12 protein-coding genes, 2 pseudogenes and 1 riboswitch are annotated in these 14362 nt (G+C 71.9%); of the genes and pseudogenes, 6 read left to right on the forward strand and 8 right to left on the reverse strand.

Annotated features, from left to right (window positions below):
- Window positions 1-205 precede the first annotated feature (205 nt).
- Window positions 206-1492 (forward strand): C39 family peptidase, encoded by a 1287-nt coding sequence (locus tag OHB01_RS28145; RefSeq protein ID WP_142648416.1) that lies wholly within the window; start codon window positions 206-208, stop codon window positions 1490-1492.
- A gap of 48 nt (window positions 1493-1540) precedes the next feature.
- Window positions 1541-2125 carry a TetR/AcrR family transcriptional regulator gene (locus OHB01_RS28150; protein WP_142648417.1) on the forward strand — a complete coding sequence of 195 codons (585 nt, stop codon included), beginning with the start codon at window positions 1541-1543 and terminating at the stop codon, window positions 2123-2125.
- Between the two features lie 61 nt (window positions 2126-2186).
- Here OHB01_RS28150 and OHB01_RS28155 read toward each other — a convergent pair whose 3' ends face one another.
- Both OHB01_RS28155 and OHB01_RS28160 read right to left on the reverse strand, forming a co-directional pair.
- Entirely contained in the window at window positions 2187-3872 is a 1686-nt protein-coding gene (locus tag OHB01_RS28155) for an alpha/beta hydrolase (RefSeq protein WP_147945215.1), read from the reverse strand.
- A 208-nt stretch (window positions 3873-4080) separates the two neighbouring features.
- Complete coding sequence (locus tag OHB01_RS28160; RefSeq protein ID WP_142648419.1) at window positions 4081-5007, reverse strand: aminoglycoside phosphotransferase family protein; 927 nt, start codon at window positions 5005-5007, stop codon at window positions 4081-4083.
- A 334-nt stretch (window positions 5008-5341) separates the two neighbouring features.
- Here OHB01_RS28160 and OHB01_RS28165 point away from each other — a divergent pair, with 334 nt between their 5' ends.
- Entirely contained in the window at window positions 5342-6223 is an 882-nt protein-coding gene (locus OHB01_RS28165; protein WP_142648420.1) for an IclR family transcriptional regulator, read from the forward strand.
- Between the two features lie 346 nt (window positions 6224-6569).
- On the opposite strand, the gene OHB01_RS28170 is transcribed toward OHB01_RS28165, so the two are convergent.
- From OHB01_RS28170 to OHB01_RS28180, 3 genes are all read right to left on the reverse strand, one after another.
- Window positions 6570-8804: a DUF222 domain-containing protein gene (locus tag OHB01_RS28170; RefSeq protein ID WP_328710152.1), complete on the reverse strand. Its 2235-nt coding sequence runs from the start codon at window positions 8802-8804 to the stop codon at window positions 6570-6572.
- Window positions 8783-8962, reverse strand: a complete 180-nt coding sequence (locus tag OHB01_RS28175; protein WP_328710151.1) for a hypothetical protein — start codon at window positions 8960-8962, stop codon at window positions 8783-8785. Before OHB01_RS28175 ends, OHB01_RS28170 begins: the two co-directional genes overlap by 22 nt.
- 1273 nt (window positions 8963-10235) lie before the next feature.
- The gene (locus OHB01_RS28180) at window positions 10236-10808 is read right to left on the reverse strand and encodes a flavin reductase family protein (RefSeq protein WP_142648423.1); all 573 of its coding nucleotides are present in this window, start codon (window positions 10806-10808) and stop codon (window positions 10236-10238) included.
- A 231-nt stretch (window positions 10809-11039) separates the two neighbouring features.
- Here OHB01_RS28180 and OHB01_RS28185 point away from each other — a divergent pair, with 231 nt between their 5' ends.
- Both OHB01_RS28185 and OHB01_RS28190 read left to right on the forward strand, forming a co-directional pair.
- Complete coding sequence (locus OHB01_RS28185; protein WP_187280743.1) at window positions 11040-11186, forward strand: hypothetical protein; 147 nt, start codon at window positions 11040-11042, stop codon at window positions 11184-11186.
- Window positions 11187-11195: 9 nt separating this feature from the next.
- Window positions 11196-11450 carry a hypothetical protein gene (locus tag OHB01_RS28190; protein ID WP_222709631.1) on the forward strand — a complete coding sequence of 85 codons (255 nt, stop codon included), beginning with the start codon at window positions 11196-11198 and terminating at the stop codon, window positions 11448-11450.
- Window positions 11451-11753: 303 nt separating this feature from the next.
- On the opposite strand, the gene OHB01_RS39970 is transcribed toward OHB01_RS28190, so the two are convergent.
- The 3 genes and pseudogenes from OHB01_RS39970 to OHB01_RS39980 all read right to left on the reverse strand — a co-directional run bounded on the left by OHB01_RS39970 (window position 11754) and on the right by OHB01_RS39980 (window position 13135).
- Window positions 11754-12065, reverse strand: coding sequence for a hypothetical protein (locus OHB01_RS39970; RefSeq protein WP_419197602.1), 312 nt, complete (start codon window positions 12063-12065; stop codon window positions 11754-11756).
- 254 nt (window positions 12066-12319) lie between these two features.
- Window positions 12320-12694: pseudogene (locus OHB01_RS39975) on the reverse strand (oxygenase MpaB family protein); the annotation flags it as partial.
- Window positions 12691-13135 (reverse strand): annotated as a pseudogene (locus tag OHB01_RS39980) (undecaprenyl diphosphate synthase family protein). The pseudogenes OHB01_RS39980 and OHB01_RS39975, both read right to left, overlap by 4 nt.
- Window positions 13136-13411: 276 nt before the next feature.
- A riboswitch (cyclic di-AMP (ydaO/yuaA leader) is annotated at window positions 13412-13557 on the forward strand.
- Between the two features lie 12 nt (window positions 13558-13569).
- Here OHB01_RS39980 and OHB01_RS28205 point away from each other — a divergent pair.
- Complete coding sequence (locus tag OHB01_RS28205) at window positions 13570-14295, forward strand: glycoside hydrolase family 25 protein (protein ID WP_142648424.1); 726 nt, start codon at window positions 13570-13572, stop codon at window positions 14293-14295.
- Window positions 14296-14362: the final 67 nt, after the last annotated feature.

The raw sequence follows: 14362 nt of genomic DNA on the forward strand, positions 1-14362 counted from the left end.
GCAAAATATCAGCAAAGCGGCGAAACGCCTGTGACGTGAGAGATCGAAGGGAATTCTCGGACCCGTTCCCGCTGAACTGTGGACCGCGTTCCGCCCAGGCGCGCGTCCGCGCGAAAGCGCGGGTGCGGATACGTATTCCTGCCGATGCGCCGGGCGGGCCGGGGTCTCTAGCGTCGAGGGCGCCGACGAGACCCCGAGGTGAAGCATGCGCGTGCCGACCGCGTTTCTGCCTGCGTTCCTGCCCGTGTTCCTGTCCGCCCTCCTGACGACCTCCGCTCTCACCGTCACCTCCACGGCCGCCGAGGCCGCGGCCAAGCCCCCGCCGAAGTCCGCCGTCGACGTCGTCTATCAGCGGGCCCACTTCGGCCCCGGCCTGCGTGAGGGCGTGAAGGCGGGCGACACCCTGTCGTTCGCCGCCCCCGTGGGCACGACCTCCTACACCGACGCGCTCGGCACCAAGACCTGGGAGTACGCCCGGTGGACCGGCCCCGAGCGGCCCATCGGCTTCGCCGCCACCGAGCTGGTGGCCTCCTGGAACGCCGACGTGCCCGCCGGAAGCTGGCTGCAGGTCGAGATGCGCGGCCGCCACGCCGCCGGGCAGACGAAGTGGTACGTGCTCGGCCGCTGGGCGTACGGCGACGAGGACATCCGCCGCACGTCGCTGTCCGGGCAGCGGGACGCCGACGGCACCGTCTCGGTCGACACGTTCGTGGCCGCGGCGGGCAAGGCGATCACCTCCTACCAGCTGCGCGTCACCCTCTACCGCACGCCCGGCTCGGCCGTGAAGCCGGTCGTGCGCACGCTCGGCGCGATGGCCTCCGCGGTGCCCGACCGGGCGACCGTGCCGGTCAGTCCCGGCGGCACGGCCTGGGGCGTCGAGCTGCCGGTGCCCCGCCGCTCGCAGAACGTCCACGAGGGCCACTACCCCGAGTGGGACGGCGGGGGAGAGGCATGGTGCAGCCCGACCTCGACCACCATGGTCCTCGGCTACTGGGGCAAGTGGCCCAGCGAGCAGGACACCTCCTGGGTGGACCCCGCCGACCCCGACCCCGAGGTCGACTACGCCGCCAGATACACCTACGACTACGCGTACGAGGGAGCGGGCAACTGGCCGTTCAACGCCGCCTACGCCGGGCGATATGGGCTTGAGGGGTTCGTCACCCGGCTCCGCTCGCTGACCGAGATGGAGCGGCTGATCCGGGCCGGCATCCCGGTCGTCACCTCGCAGTCGTTCAAGGCCGAGGAACTGCCCGGCGCCGGATACAGCACCAACGGCCACCTCATGGTCATCATCGGCTTCACGGCCGACGGCGACGTGATCGCCAACGACCCCGCATCGCCGGACAACGACGCGGTGCGCCACGTCTACCCCCGGGCCAACTTCGAGAACGTCTGGCTCCGCAGCACCGGCAGCGGCGGGATCGTGTACGTCATCCACCCGAAGAACCGCCCCCTGCCGCCCACCACTCCGGGGCTGCCGGCCAACTGGTGACCCGCCCTACAGCCCGGCCCATTGGGGACCCGCCCTATAGTGAGTCGGGTGACTGACTCGACGAACGCCCGGGTGCGGGCCGCGAGCGCCAAGCGGCGGCGGCTGACGGCCGCCGCCGCCGAGGTCGTGCACCGGCAGGGCGCCGAGCGCACGACCATCGCCGACATCGCCCGCGCCGCCGACGTCCCGGTCGGCAACGTGTACTACTACTTCAAGACCAAGGACGAGCTCGTCGCCGCGGCGCTGGACGAGCACGCCCGCCACCTGCGGGATCTCACCGAACGGCTGGAGCGGCTGCCGGACCCCCGGGAGCGGCTCAAGGGCCTCGTGGAGACCTGGGTCGGCCAGCGTGACGTCGCGGCCCGCTACGGATGCCCGACCGGCACGCTCGCCGCCGAGCTGGACAAACGCGACGAGGGCGGCCTGGACGCGGAGGCGGGCAGGGTCATCCGGCTGCTGCTCGACTGGGTCGAGCAGCAGTTCCGCGAGCTCGGCCTGCCCGAGCCCGACGGCCTCGCCCTGACCCTGGTGGCCGGCTATCAGGGCATGTCGCTGCTGGCCAACGCCCTGCGCGACCCCGAGATCATGACGCGCGAGGGCGCCCGGCTGATCGGCTGGCTCGACTCGCTGTGATGCCCACCGCGATACTCACTGCGATACTCACTGCGATATCCACCGCGCCGCCCGGGGAGGCTCATCCGGCGTCCGAGCCTGCCGTACGCTTCGCGAGCAGCGTGGTCAGGGCCGTGGTCCGCGCGTCGTCCCACCCGTCCGGCGGGGCGATCCGCGCCCACGCCGCGATCACCTCGCCGTCGTAGTCGTGGCCGTGCCCCGGCGGCGCGTCGAGGGAGAAGACCAGGTCTGCCGTGATCTGCCAGAACGTCACGAACGGATACCACCGCATCCAGGGCAGCACGTCGTCGCCGCGCCGCTCCTCCAGCCAGTCGGGCCGGGCGAGGATGAGCCGGGGCGTCCACCACACGATCGGGTCGGAGGGATGCTGCAGGTAGACCACCCGCGGCGCGTTCCAGGGCGACGCGGGCGCGTCCAGGTCGGAGGGACGGTTGGCGAAGCGCACGGTCTCGCCGTTCCGGTAGACGGGCAGCGTCTCCCCGCTGCCCGGGTCCCGGTCGTCGACGAGCCGCCGCCACAGCGCGCTGCTGTCCGGCGGACCGACGAGCAGCGCGCCGTCGGTGCGCTCACGCAGGTCCCGGTCGCCGTCGAACGCCGACTCCGCGCCGAACGCCCCCAGGCTCTCCCCGAAGACCAGCAGCTTGGGCCGGTGCCCGGCGGGCAGCGCCGACCAGCGGGCGTACACCTGGTCGAACAGCTCGCGCCCGGCCGCCCTGGCCCGCTCGCGGTCCACCAGGAACGACAGCCAGCTCGGCAGATAGGAGTACTGCATGGAGACCAGCGCGGTGTCTCCGCCGTACATGAACTCCAGGGCGGCGGCCGCCTGCGGGTCCACCCAGCCGGTGCCGGTCGTCGTGATCACGCAGAGCACCTTGCGGCCGAACGCGCCGGTGCGCTCCAGTTCCCGTACGGCCAGGGCGGCCCTTTGGCGTACGGTCGCGGCGGAGTCGAGCCCCGCGTAGACCCGGATCGGGGGAACGGCCGGCCGCCCCGTGAACTGGCTCAGCTCGCCCACCGTCGGCGCCTGCGCGACGAAGGCGCGGCCCTCCAGACCCAGGGACGCCCAGGAGGCCAGTGAGGAGGGGCTGCCCGACAGCGTGGCGGCCGTCGGCGGGGTGATGCCGGGAGCGGTCTCGGTGTTGATCGCGGCGAAGCTGTGATCGGCCCCCTTGAGCAGGGCCTCGGTGAGGATCCCGTCGGTCAGCAAGACGGCCAGCACGCCCACCCCGAGACCGGCGGCGAACCGCGCGGCCGTCGCGGGGAACCGCCGCCCGAGGAGGCGGCCCAGCGCCCGCGCCGCGATCCGCAGCGCCCGGGCGGCGGCCAGCAGGGCTAAGAACAGGGCCGCCGCGATCAGCGGGACGCCCAGGTAGTTGAGCCGTTCCGGCGGCTTCAGCCCCATCAGCACGTAGATGTCCCGCTGCGCGCGCACACCCAGGACCAGCGAGACCGCGCCGAGACCGCAGCCGAACGTCGCGACCAGCCGCCGGACCCGCCGCCTTCCCGTGCGCTGCCATGCCGCGCGCCACCGCGCCGGGAGCCGGGTCGCGGCCGGGCGTACGAGTGCGGCGGCGAGCACTCCCACCAGATAGCCGGTGGCGGCGAGGACGCCCGCGATGATCCCCTGCAGCGTCCAGGGCCGGGGCAGCAGCGACGGCGTGAGAGACAGGGAGAAGAAGGCGGCGGCGAGGACGATCCCGGCCGTGTCCAGCGGCGCGTTGAGACGCAGCCGCTGTCGTTCCCCCATCAAGCTCCCCGATCCACGCATCTGTTCAATGGCCTACCGCATGGCTCATCGGAGCAGGCAGGTTATCAAGGTCACGAACGGGTCACGTTGCGGGCGTCCCTGCGTGAGCGGCTCCGCCGCCGTGCTGATCGGCCTCGCGGCGCGGTACGCGTTGCACGCCGAGACCGGCCGGTTCCCCCCGACGAGGTGCTCGTGGTGCTCCCAGCCGTCAGCCCCACCGGGGGAGCAGCGTCGTGGTGATGGCGACCTGCACGGGGTCGAGCGCCGTCCTGCCGTCATCGACGTCCCACAGCGCGTTCTGCAACACGCGTCCGAGGGTCCAGCCGGCCGCCCGAGTACGGTCGAGCCCGACGACCTCGGTCAGCAGATCGAAGCGGCGCAGCACCGCGCGGGAGACATCGCCGGTGGCCGCCACCTCGTCCCAGCGGTTGCGCAAGGCGGGCAGCAGTTCGAACCCGGGATCGCCGGCCAGCGGTTCCGGATCGATGGCGAGCCACGGCTCCCGTTCCCCGGCGAGGATGTTGTCGTAGTGGAGGTCCCAGTGCAGCAGGCGGTCGCCGGGCTCGCCCACCAGCTCGGCCACGGCGGACGCGCAGACGCGCACCAGCCGCCGCTCGGCCGGGTCGTGCAGCGCGCGTACGGCACGCGGGACCTGGTCGAGCATGGCGGCGGCGACCCCTGCCAGCCCCCGCATCCCCTCGGGCGCGGGCACCGCGGTCAGACGGGCCAGCAGTTCGGCCAGGATCCGCAGGGCCGTGAGGTCGTCGGCCACCGCCGACAGGGGCAGGGCCGAGTCGAGCCGTTCCAGCAACTGCGTGCCGGTCCGCTCGTCGTGGTCGAGCAGGCGTACGACGCCGTCGCCGTTCCACGCCCGCAGGCCGGCGGCCACACCGGCGGTCGCCTCCCGGGGCCGCTGAAGCTTGAGCACCGCGGGTGTCCCGTCGGCCCGGATCACGGGCAGGGCCAGGGAGGCCATGCCATGGGCCGCCGCGCCGTCGGGTCTCAGTCGCCAGCGTTCCAGGAACTCGCCCCCCACGCGGGGAAGCTCCGCGATCCAGGCACGCTCCTCGGCGCCGCGCCCGCCGTAGGACGCGGCGAACGCGTCGGGAACGTCGATGCGATAGGAGACGGTCATCGGGGCCCGATCATCGGGCAGACGTCTGTGTCAAGGCATCCCCTCACCCTGCCGAGCGGCACCGGGCAGCCTATCGCCCGTCGCGGGTGCCGGGCCGGCGGCGAGGATCGCATTGCGCCCGTTGCCCCACGCGTCGGCGACCTCGACTCCCGCGCCCTCGTCGATCACCGGACACGCATGGCAGAAAACCTTCTAGTGGACGCCCTGCGTCCCTGCCGCTGCTCGTCCCGCCGCCCGCAACCGGACGGAGCCCAGCATATTGGCGCCCCTTTCCGGGGGCGTGCTGCGTTGCTAGATTCCGAAGCGAGAATTCATTTCAGTTCTGGGAGGTGTGATGACCGCTCTCCATGCCGAGGAGGCGGCGACGCCCGCGCCGCTGCCGCAGTCGATGGTCGAACGGATGACGTTGATCATGGACGCGTTCACCGGTCGCTCCACCCGCCTCACCCTTGAGGACGTGGCCCGTCGCACCCACCTCCCGCGCTCGACCGCTCATCGCATCCTCGACCAGCTCGTACGGCTCGACTGGCTGGACCACACGTCGTCCGGCTACAGCCTGGGCAAACGGGCGCTCGGCCTCGGCGGCCGGGACGGCGGCCACGGCGAGATCCGCGAGGCGGCCGCGCCGCTGCTGCACCGCCTGCAGATCAGGACCGGGATGGTCGTGCACCTCGCCGTGCTCGACGGCGCCGAGGTCTACTACCTGGACAAGGTCGGCGGGCGCTTCGCCCTGTCGGTGCCGACTCGCGTCGGAGGCCGGGCACCCGCCCATTTCACCGCGCTCGGCAAGGCGATGCTCGCCTGGCTGGAACCCGAGCAGGTGGAGGCGCTCATCGACGGGCACATCAGCCGCCTCACCAACCGGACGATCGGCGACATCGGCACCCTGCATCAGGAGCTCAACCGCATCCGGCAGCGCCGCGGGCTCGCCTTCGAACGGGGGGAGCGCTTCCCCGGCATCTCCTGTGTCGCCGCGGCCGTACGCGGTCACGAGGGGCCCGTGGCCGGCATCTCCCTGGTCGGCGACGCCCGCACCCCGCTGGAGCAGGTGGCCCCGCTCGTGGCCGACGCCGCGCGTCAGGTCTCGCTCGCCCTGTTCCCCGGCCTGGCGTCCCAGCGCAGGGCCCGCGCCCTCCACCGGGTGGCCGATGAGACCTGGTCCTCCGGGCCCATGAACCGCCTGCTCGCCGTCGCCCAGAACGGCGACTGGCTCTGATCCACACGCCCGCTGATCTGCACGCGCTCCGACCCGCACGGCCTTTGATCTGCGCGGCCTTTGATCTGCACGGCCTTTGACCTGCACGACCCAGTGCGAGCCGGCCCCGGTCCGGCACACCAGTCCGGCTCCGTACAGACGCGCAGCCGCCGAGCCCTGCGGCGCGCGTCGCCCGGGCCTGCCCTGTGCGTTGCCCACTGTGGCTCCCGCCTCACGCCCGCAGCCTCCGGGGCCTGTCCGTTCGTCGCCCGGGCAGGCCCGTGCGTCGCCCACCCCGTGCCTCCGGCCTTACTCGCGTAGTCACCGGGCCTGTCCGCGCGTCGGCCCACCTCTCCGTGCCCCCGCCTCACTCGCGCGGCCGCCTGCTCCCGATCCGGTGGTAGGTGAAGGCCCAGCGGTCTTCGCCTTCTTTGCGGCGGGTGTAGCGGTCGGGGTGCTGGTAGCGGTCGCGGTTGTGGAACTGGCAGGCCGGGCCGAGGAGCTTCAGGTCGGTCAGGCCGCCGGTGCTCCAGTTGTCGGCGTGGTCGATCTGGCACATGGTCGCCGGGAGTGGGCAGCCGTCGATCCAGCAGGTGGCGTACCGGGCGTAGATGGCCCGGCGTTGGGCGGGGGTGGCCAGGCGGACCTTGCGGCCCATGTCCAGCACCTGTCCCTCGGCGTTCATGACGATCCGCACCAACGTGCTGGTGCGGGCGAGGCGGTGCACGCTGGAGAGCGGGAGCACCTGCCCGGTCGCCGGCAGCAACCCCGGCGCTGTCCCCGGTGCCATCCCCAACGACGCACCCAGCAGCGTGCCTGCCGACGCTCCCAGCGCCGACCCCAGGATCGCCCCGGGCATCGTGCCCGCCGACGCACTCGGAGCCGCTCCCTGCGCAGCCTCCTGCGCCGTCCCGGGGAGCGTGCCTGCCGCCCCTCCCGGAGCTGCTCCCGATGACGCCCCCTGCGCCGCTGCTTGCGCCGTCCCCAGCGTCCGACGCCCGGCTCCCGGTGCTGTTCCTGATGCCCTCCCGGGTGGTGTCTTCTGCTCCGGTCCAGGTCCGCCGGGTGTCGCTTCCGACAGTCCCGGCGTCCCCGGCGCCTGCGTCGCGTAGGGACAGTGCGCTTCGCTGTCGCACCGGTAGGTGCTCTGGCCATGCCGGTAGTCCCCCGCAGGCCGAGGCCCGGCGTGGGTGTGATGTGCGGAGGCGTCCTCGGGAGGAGGATCCGGCCACGCCGCCTCCGGCGGGTCGCACTCCCCGGGCCGCCGTTCGCGAGCCCTACGCTCACCGGTTCCACAGCCGCGAAACTCCTCATCGAGAAGTCGGGTCGCGGCGTAACCGGAGCCGGAGCCAGGGGAGGGGCCGGTGACAGGCGCGGTGGCGGAATCAGTGGCGGGGTCGGCCGCGGCTTCGCGCACGTCACCGAGGCCGGTCTGTGCGGGCTCGCGAGCGTCGTCGGTGCTTTCGGCACTGGCGTGCGCAGCGCTTGGGGCAGCGGCATCGTTTCCCGCACCGGCATCGCTTCCCGCACTGGCATCTGCCTCGGTCCCGGCCTTGGCAGTGGCGAACTCCTCCGGGGTGTCGAGGTCGTCGGCGTCAGCGGGCGTCGGGTCGCCCGTGTCGTCCTGGCCTTCCTCGAAGTCCTCGGCGTCCCGCGCGTCTTCGGCGTGGTCGGCGGTGTCGTCGGCCTGGCTCGGCTCGTCAGTGCTTCCGGCGGGGTCGGGGACGTAGTCGCTGGGGGCGCTGTCGCCGAGGTCTGAGAAGTGGTCGCTGACCTCGTCGTCGGCGGCAGGGTCAGCAGGGTCTTCGGTGGCCGGGTCGGTCTCTTCGGTGGCCGGGTCGGCGGGGTGTGGGTTGTCGTCGGTGGGGTCGGTGGGGTTGGTGGGGTCGGTGGGGAGGGATTCGGCGCTGACCACGACGAGGAGTTCGGCGGCGATCTTCTGCTCCAGCAGGGCGATCAGCGCGTCGGCCTGGCGCACCGTCAGCGGGCGGTCATCACCCTGTGCCCTCAGCTTGGCGTACGCCTGCAACAACGCCATCAACCGGGCGCCGGCCTCACGCGGCAGGTAGAACTCTCCTTCCACGCCGCCGCCCTTGCCCGGGCGGACCCGCAGGAACCGCCTCCCGTAATCGGCCCGCTCATCGCGTTCTTCCCCATCGGGGTCGAGCACCGCCCGCAGGTGGCGGCCGGCCTTGGCGACCTCCGCCGCCCCGGCCTTGCCGGCCAGGTCCACCAGGATCGGCTCCGCCAGGCCGGCCTGCTCGTCGGTTAGTCCGGCGACAGCGGCGCAGATGGCCTCCACCACCCCCGCCGCCAACTCACCCGCAGCGAACTTCTCCCGCACGACGGGGAGGCGGGGCAGTTCCGCGCCGAGGGTGAGCAGGCGGCCAGCTCCGCCCACCGTCATCCCGGCGGCGGTGCGTAGCCAGCAGCGGGTGGAGGCATGCCCATGCTGCCTGGCCTGCCCCGCACGATGCACCCGCCCCACCCGATCGGCCAGGGCGCTGGTGATCCGATCCCGGGCGAACAGCAACTCCTCCGCCTCGGCCAGGCACACATCCACGTCATCGGGAAGCGGCGTCAGCGCCAGCTCTTGGGCCACCTCACGAACCGACCCCACCACCACCCACGACGACCGCACACCACCCCGACCCCGACCACGGCCACGATCACGCCCACCCACACCGCCGGAAGCACCCGCACCTGCGCCCGCACCCGAGCCAGAGCCGCCCGCGCCAGAGCCGGCCGCGCCAGTGCCATCCGCGCTAGCGCCAGAGCCGGAGCCATTCGCACCGGCGGGAGTCGCGTCCTCGGCAGTCTCACGGGCGGCATTCGCGCTAGCGCCGTTCGCGCCACCCACATTCGCACCGGCGAATGCCGCACTGTCGGCGGCCCCGCGCGCGGCGTGCGCGCGAGCGCCATCCGCGCCAGCGGCGTCCGCACCGGCGGCAGCCGCACGATCGGCAGCCCCGTGGGTGGCACCTGTGTCCGATCCCGCGCTGTTGGCAGTCCAGCGCGCGGCGTTCGCGCCAGCGGCATTCGTACCGGCGGCAGCACCTCTTGTGGGATCCGCGCCGTCGTTAGTTGCGCTGCCGGTATCGGTGCCTGGGGCGTCCGTGCTTGCGGCGCGGGACGCGTTGGCGGGCTGCCGGGGCGCAAAGTTGATGATCGGGAAGGGCTCGCGGGCGGACGAGCCGTCGGACGACCACAGCGGCGAATTGGCGACCAGACGGTCCCACCAGCCGTCATCAGGGCCGTTCGAATGACGAAGGCGCTCAGGATCGATGTCGAACAGATCCATCACACCCGCCTCGATTGATTCGAACTGATGTATGGATTCTCTCACACTCCGTGAGCGAGTGGCAACCGTGCGAAGCGAACGGTTGGGGCCGCAAGTTATCCAGGGAAGGGGGTGTCGGCCGTCTGAGGGCCTCCCCGAAGGCGGTGAAGATGCTGCTCGGAATCGGGCGACAACGGCGCATTCGACGACGCTTATGCGTATTCGACGGTGCGCAGGTCCGTTCGATAACGCGGAGGTGCGTTCGACGGCGTGCGGTGTGCGGACGAGTTCGGCCGCCCGTCGGTGAGGGGGGAACGGGCGCTGCTGCTGGCGGTGCACCACTGCTGTGGCCTGCATGATGCGCTGCGCGTCCGCCCGGCGAGGCAAGCGGGGCAAAGGGGCTGTTGAGGTCGGCGCAGCACCTACCGCGCCCTGCACCAAGTGGCGGGGGGCGCCTGTCAGGAGAGGTGGGGTACGGCTGCTGCCTCCGCACCGCCTGCCATGACCCGCATCATGCGGCCCGTGAGGGATATCCGTACGGCGAGGCGGGGCGAGGCGAGGCGAGGCGGGGCGCAGCTGCTGCCCGGCACCGCTCGCCATGACCTGCGTCATACGGGTGAGGGGCGCTCGGCCGGCACCGCGCGCGCCACGGACTCGTGTCATGCGGCTTGGGGTGCTCGGCCGGCGAGGCGGGTGCGGGTCGTTGAAGAGGGGGTGCGGCTCGCTGTATGGGCCGTAGAGAAGAGGGGATCATCAACCCCAATGGTCGCCCCAGCCCCACAGGTTGGGGCCGAGGGCGGCGGCCGGGTCGTCCTGGTCGAGGCCGAACCGGCCGCGGAAGAACAGCATGGGGCGCTGCTCGGTGACGACGGGTTCGAGCTCGTTGACGTGGCCGATGACCACGTCGTGGTCGCCGGCGACGTGCACGTCGCGGATCTCGCCGTGGACGCGCAGCAGCACTCCCCGCAAGGACGGGGTGCCCCATCGCGACAGGTCCCAGTCGAGGCCCGCGAACTTCGCGCCCGTACTGGACCCGAACCGGCCGCAGAGATCGACCTGGTCCTCCCCGAGCACGTTCACGCAGAAGCGGCCCGACCTCCTGATGCGCGGCCAGGCGCGGCCTCTGTGGTCGGCGCAGAAAAGGATCAGAGGCGGTTCGAGGGACACCGACGCGAACGACTGGCAGGCGAAACCGGCGGGCTCGCCGTCGTCAAGGCCCGTCACCACGGTCACACCGCTCGCGAACATGCCCAGCGCGCGCCGGAACTCGGCGGGTGTGGGCGGTGCCGGCTCGGTGAACTCGGGGTCGGCGGGTACAGCGGTCATGGACTCACCTCGCGTGCGTGTCGATGCCTCAGGTGACGAACTTACAAACCCCCTCATGTGCGGCCCGCAAGGGGATCCCGGTCAACCGAAGGCACGTACCGGCGGGAGCGTGGTCCGGGCAGGTCACCGAGCCTGCCTGTCCCGATCTCGCTCATCGGGATGATCGCCCTATTCGGTGTGTCTGTCCAGTTAGCGTCACGAGTCCGGCACTCCGGTGATTCGGCATGGACCATGACGGAGCTGACCTATGAGTCGACCCTACGGGAACTCACGACCGAGCACGGCGTGCTGCACTCCGAGCGGGAGATGCTCCCCGCTGCGAAGCCGGACACCCCGCCCTGCTGGTCGCGGGGCAACACGCGGAAGGAGGAGCGGTGACCGCGTGGGATGAGGAGTTCGACCTCGTCATCGTCGGCAGCGGGGGCGGAGGCATGGCCGCCGCGCTGGCCGCGTACGACAGCGGGCCGTACGCACCCGGCCGGGGAGACGATCGCGCTGGTGTCCGAGCGGTGCATCCCGCCGTCGATCATCGTCTCGGCGGACGGCAGGAGGTTCACCGACGAGTCCGTGCCGTACGTGAACTTCGTGCACGACCAGGGCGCGGGCGGGCACGTCCCGGCCTGGTTCGTGATGGACGCCTAGGCACGGGCGCGTTATCCGTTCGCGCAGATCATGCCGGGCATGCCGGTGCCGCAGGAGTTTCTACGGCCAGGGCATCGCTTTCCGGGCGGACACCTTCGCCGAGCTGGCGGGCCGGATCGGTGTCCCGGCGGGCGCGCCGGCCGAGACCGTCGAGCGCTTCTACGCCTTCGCACGCACGGGCAGGGACCTGGACTTCGGCCGCGGCGACAGCGCGTCAGGCCTGGGCGAACATCTGGTCGTAGCCGCCGGAGTGCCGGCGGCCCGCCATGAAGCCGAGGAACCGGCGGACGAACTCACCCCGGGTCAGCCGCCCGTCATCATCGTCGTCGCCCGAGTCGTGGTCGAACGCCGTACGGAAGAGAGACCGGTACTCCTCACATCGATGGTCTGGTCGTCATCGGTGTCGGTGACGTCGAACAGTACCTCGGCGATCCTGATGAGCGCCGGGCCGGCCAGGGCGGCGGAGGCCGCGGCGTACTCGTGGCCGGTGATGCGTCCGTCGCCGTCGGTGTCCAGCTCCTGCTGCAGCTCCCGCCACCAGTCGGCGAAGGCCGCGAACAGGCGGTCCTCGTCCTGAGTCTCCAGGTCGAGGCGGGTGGCGATCTCCCTGGCCATCGCGGCGAGGTCGGGCCAGTCGAGGTGGCCGTCGCCGGTCTGGTCGAGGACCTCGGAGAAGAACCGCGCGGCGGATCGTACGGCGGAGCCCCCGGCGGCGGCCGCGGAGGTGGTGGCGGTGCCGGCCGCCTCCGGGCCGGGTGTGAGGAGGCGCAGGAGCGCCCCCGCCTTGGGAGCCTGCCCCCGTAGGGGTCCATGAGGGTGAGGAACGACTGGAACTCGGCGTACAGCCTTTCCAGGACCGGACCGTCGAGGGACTCGCCGCTCAACCGGCACATCGTGACCGTGGACTCGAACAGCGTCGCCACCACCCAGGCGCGCGCCTCGGAGTCCGCGGCGTTGAACGGGCGGCCCTCGGCGTCGGTGCCGGTGATGCGCGCGTGGAGGCGGTTGAGCCGGGCCGCCTCCCGCTGCCGCACCCGGATGTCGGGGTCCACCATGCGCTGCGCGCTGAGCACGGTGTTGCGCAGCCGGCGCCACGGGTGCGCGACGAAGGTCGAGTTGGTGATCAGCGCCGCGCCGATCTGCGGGTGCGCGGCCTCCAGGACGATGGCCCGGGTCGCCACCAGCCCCCAGCGCGTCTGCCGGGTCAGCTCGTGGAGCATGGATCCCGGTGCTGCGTCACTCATCGACGTCCCTTTCCTGTCGGTGTCGGTGCCGAGACCGGTGCCGAGACCGGTGCCGAGATCGGTGCCGGTGTGGCGCCGAACCGGCGGTGGCGCCGCCGGTAGATCTCCAGGCGCTCCCAGAAGTGCCCGGCACGGAAGTCGGGCCACAGCACCCGGGGGGAAGACCCATTCGGCGTACGCCACCTGCCAGAGCATGAGGTTGGAGATGCGCTGTTCGCCGGAGGTGCGGATGACGAGGTCGACCTCCGGCATGTCGGGGTGGGGCAGACGACGGGCGAAACTCTCCTCGGTGACCTGCTCGGGCGGCACGCCGTCGCGGATCAGCGACCTGGCGGCCTCGACGATGTCGCGGCGGCCGCCGTGGACAGCGGTCTCGGCCGCCCGATGCCCCTCGGTGCGGGGCAGGGACCGCTGCGCGGCCCACCTGCCGTTCCCGTCCATGACGCACGCCACATGACGGGGGACGCTTCTCACCCTCACGGCGACGAGGCTTGCACAGTCGGTGAGAGATCGACTACTTACCGTTGTTAGCCACGGCCCTTACTTCAAGCGGGTCCGGACCAGGTGCTGCCGCGTTGTGCCAGGTAAAGGCGTGTTTTGTCCTGTTTACACCATTCTGGTGAATTGTGTACCTTTAGGGCACACGGTATGGGGTAACGACCCGCCTCCGGCGACCCATCCCTTGCCGTGTCGTTGCCCGGTCCGCGTGGTCCCATGACCGCGCGGCCGCCGAATCCGCGTCATGTGGAGCCGGGGACCCACTCTCTTTGGGGTGAATCGGAGCGCAGGCCCCCAGATGCGCCCGTAGGGCACTTCCTGCCCGAACCCGTCAGCTAACCCGGTAGGCGGCATGGAAGCAAGGAGTCAACCTCGTCATGTCCACCCATCGGCTCTCCCTCGGGGGCCGGCACTCGCGCCGGCGCCTGCGCTCCGCCCTCGCGGCGGCGACCCTCGCGGTCTCGGCCGCCACGGCCGGCATCACCGCGGCCGTGGCTCTGCCCGCCGCCCCGGCGTACGCGAACCCGCACACGTACGGTCAGGACGTCTCCGGCTACGAGGCCGACCACGACTGGATGAACAGCCGCGCGCAGTTCGGCTTCATCAAGGCCACCGAGGGGACCGACTGGGTCGACTCGTCCTTCCCCCGGCACTGGCGGGAGCTGGCCAAGAAGGGCATCGTCCGCGGCGCCTACCACTACGGCCACCCCTCCAACGACCCCATCGCCGAGGCCGACCACTTCCTCAGCGTGGTGAACTCGCAGCCGAGCAAGCCCGGCGACATCCTGGTCCTCGACCTGGAGACCGCGGACGGCGAGTCCGTCGAGCAGGTCAACAAGTGGGCCAAGACCTGGCTGGAGTATGTGACGGCCAAGACCGGCACCAGGCCGATGTTCTACAGCGGGTGGAACTTCGCCAACAAGTACGGCCGCGGCCTCGGCCAGTACCCGCTGTGGGTGGCCCACTACAGCAAGGCGCCCGGCGACATCACGCCGCCCGCCGACTGGAAGACCTGGGCCATCCACCAGTACACCGATGAGCCCATCGACCAGAACGTCTCCTCGCTGACGCCCGCCCAGCTGCGCGCGCTCGGCCGCCGATAACGCCGCCGATAACGCCGCTGGCAGCGCCGCCGACAGCCCGGCGTCCCCCCGGGGCGGATCGCCCGCC

Origin of the sequence: Microbispora hainanensis, assembly GCF_036186745.1 — a bacterium.
Lineage (GTDB): Bacteria > Actinomycetota > Actinomycetes > Streptosporangiales > Streptosporangiaceae > Microbispora.